The sequence below is a fragment of the Candidatus Symbiopectobacterium sp. genome (genome assembly GCF_020054415.1).
Taxonomy (GTDB): Bacteria; Pseudomonadota; Gammaproteobacteria; order Enterobacterales; family Enterobacteriaceae; genus Symbiopectobacterium.
In genome coordinates this window covers 1-2675 of the sequence record NZ_JAHWCO010000673.1, presented here as the reverse complement: position 1 = coordinate 2675, position 2675 = coordinate 1, and the positions used below count along the sequence as shown (strand labels likewise).

Sequence of the window (2675 nt, the reverse complement as noted above, 5' to 3'; positions counted from 1 at the left end):
GGCCTGTTCGGTTTCCCGACTAAAATAATCGATTCGGGGGGCTATTTAACATAATGACTCTTAAGCGCACCGACGAAATGGCGCTCAAACATAAAACAGGGCGAAGGGCGCAAAAGATCGTGTTTACTGCGCCGGAATGGGTGCTTTTTGAAAAAAACATTTTTGTAACAAATGGCGGGTATCGCCGTTCGTCATGATCATGCAACGAACCGGGTATTTTTGACACCTTAGCGCTTGCGGTACCGGCTTTGAAAAAAACGGGTGTAAGGGATTTCTTGCGGCGCTCTGTTTGTGACCAGTTCCCATAAGCGAATTAGCGCCTCCCCATCGTCGTAGCGCGGTACCGCTCCCGCTTTCCAGCCATACAGCGCTGACTTAGATACGTGGACGGTTTGCGCTATCTGTTGCTGTGTCATCCCCGCGCGTTCGATATCGATGATGACGTTAAACCAGTCGATTTGCATCGTGCGAACTCCTCAGGACAAAACGCGCGCACTCGCGAGAGTAGAAAGCGATTTTATTGAGCTTTCGGCGTGCGCGCATAGTTGTTACCCTCTTTCTGAATGTCCAGCTGAATGCCAAATGCTACCAAAACACCCCTCTAAAAACCCCTCAGACACACTGAAAGACGCTTTTACGCTTAACCTATGAACCCATGGCTTCGGCGATAAATCGCGTTGAGAGGCCGCCTATGAAGCGCTGGCCCAATATCAAAATATCTTCTCGGCTGCGAACTATGCTCATGTGGGCGACACAGGTATCAATTGCCATCCCGTCTTCATCAGAGCAGCCCTGCTTTCCGCTGGCACGCGCCCGCCAGGGTATCAGCACTTGGTAATCTTTCACTGGAAATACTCATTTTTCACTTTCTCCTTGGGTTAACTTAACCTCATTTACCGTTTAAAAGGTTAAGTAGTTTAAAATCATTAAGTTACTTAACTATTCAACCTATTTAGCAAAATAAAATTCTTACTCACATGCGCATGCGCGCGCACGTATATAGGTAAACTAGTTAAGTAGGTTAAGTAGTTAAGTAATTTCATGTTTAATATGTCTTTTTTCTTACTTAACCTACTTTTTAAAGGTTAAGTAGGTTAAGTGGTAAATGTGAAAAATATTACAAACTCGTAATTATTTACGTTTTCCCAGTCTCTTGGCTTATCTGCTAAATTTTGCAAACTCGTACATTTCTGCAACTTCGCAATTATTCGCACTTTTGCCAGTGATAAGGCTTACCCGCTAAACTTTGCAACTGACGTTTTTTGTAACCAAGGTCTTTCATAATTTTTGCAACTCTCATCTCGTCACCCCGTTTGACCTGGGTTGCTTTAAAGCCGATGGCATCGATCAGGATGTCTTTTGACGTCAGAGGTACCCGCTCCCTATTCAATTTAATATCATCGCCCGTAAGTTCTACTGTCTCCTGTTCCAGCCATTCGGCAACACTGGTCGTCCAGACTTCATCCTTAACCTCATAGTCGCCGAGAATGGATTTGGCGAGCGTTTCGGCGCGCTCCCAGGCGATACCCTCACGCTTAAATATCGCAACCGCTTCGGCCCATAACTGGATTTTTTCGTCCGCGATGCCTTGAGCGATGAACTTACCCTCGGTTTCATCAGGGATTGTCATAGGCAACCAGCGACGGTTACCTTCGGTATCTGTCAAAGGGGTTTCAGAGTTAGAAGTACCAATGAAGCCGCAACGACGCGGCAAGGTGACGTAATGCTCACGAAACAGCCCACGGTTACGATCAGCACGGGTAGAAATAGTAACCCGGACATCACCGATACCCCGCTTATCCATGCCGCGCATCTCGCCAAGTTCGATGACGTTATGCCCACGCATCTCGCGTATACGTTCTTCACCCTTTTTGCCGAAGTCCAGTTCCATATAGTGTTCAGGCGTAGGTGCCATAGCACGGATACCTTCTGATTTATTCTTTCCCTGTTGACTGACGAGGATCACCGCCATATCGCCTTTAATACCCGGCTCAAGAGCACGACCGGCAAGCAAAGTCCACCAATAACGTCCGACAGAGCGGGTATAAGCGCTCTCTTTTATTCCCCAGTGGCGAATAAAAAATGTATCGATACGCGGTACACCATCCCACGTTGGCAGTGTGTTTACCCACTCTTTCAGAGAGTCAAACCTGTTTTCCCAGGCGATTAGACGAACTGCACGTTTAATGGCTGCTTCTTCGAATTTCTTGAAGCCTAGACTTTCAAGAGCTGTATGTAGTTTGGTGTAATACTCATCCCGCAGTTGTATGTTCTTACCCTTCGGGGTAGTCAGTATTATCTCATCGCGGAACTCGTCGAGGCTGATCTGCACACCACAGAGATCTGGTCGTCTTAGCGCCAATAGCACGTTAGAAATAACACCTTCAATTTTATTGTTTTTATCGCGAGTAAACTTGGGCCATGGCAAATACTCAGCAACCTCGTCACCCTTTTCAGCAACAGAAACATCCGAAAAATCCTCTACGCTGGCTACAGAGGATAAGCGCATACGCTCTGCACCGGGATTTATCCAACCTTCTTTCTGTGCACGGGTAAAGATGGCCTGATAGCCCGTGCGATCCGCAACAAGCTTCCCCTCATCCCAGCGGCGTTCAGCCTCCGTAATATCAGCGGCACTGCCGCCACCCGCAACAGACCATTCCAGCCACAGCTCT

The 2675-nt window shown here is 47.4% G+C and carries 3 protein-coding genes; all 3 read right to left on the bottom strand.

Annotation, left to right across the window (positions count from 1 at the left end):
- Window positions 1–227 precede the first annotated feature (227 nt).
- Window positions 228–464, bottom strand: coding sequence for a helix-turn-helix transcriptional regulator (locus QZ506_RS19445; protein WP_291973255.1), 237 nt, complete (start codon window positions 462–464; stop codon window positions 228–230).
- Window positions 465–645: 181 nt separating this feature from the next.
- A complete protein-coding gene (locus tag QZ506_RS19440) occupies window positions 646–771 on the bottom strand; it encodes an antiterminator Q family protein (RefSeq protein ID WP_291973253.1) in 126 nt (41 codons plus the stop codon).
- Between the two features lie 433 nt (window positions 772–1204).
- On the bottom strand, window positions 1205–2675 hold a 1471-nt coding region (locus QZ506_RS19435), incomplete at its 5' end, for a VapE domain-containing protein (protein ID WP_291973251.1).

Excerpts from the sequence above, each read along its gene's own strand:
- QZ506_RS19445 (WP_291973255.1), bottom strand. The coding sequence starts at position 464 with ATGCAAATCGACTGGTTTAACGTCATCATCGATATCGAACGCGCGGGG.
- QZ506_RS19440 (WP_291973253.1), bottom strand. The coding sequence starts at position 771 with ATGGCAATTGATACCTGTGTCGCCCACATGAGCATAGTTCGCAGCCGA.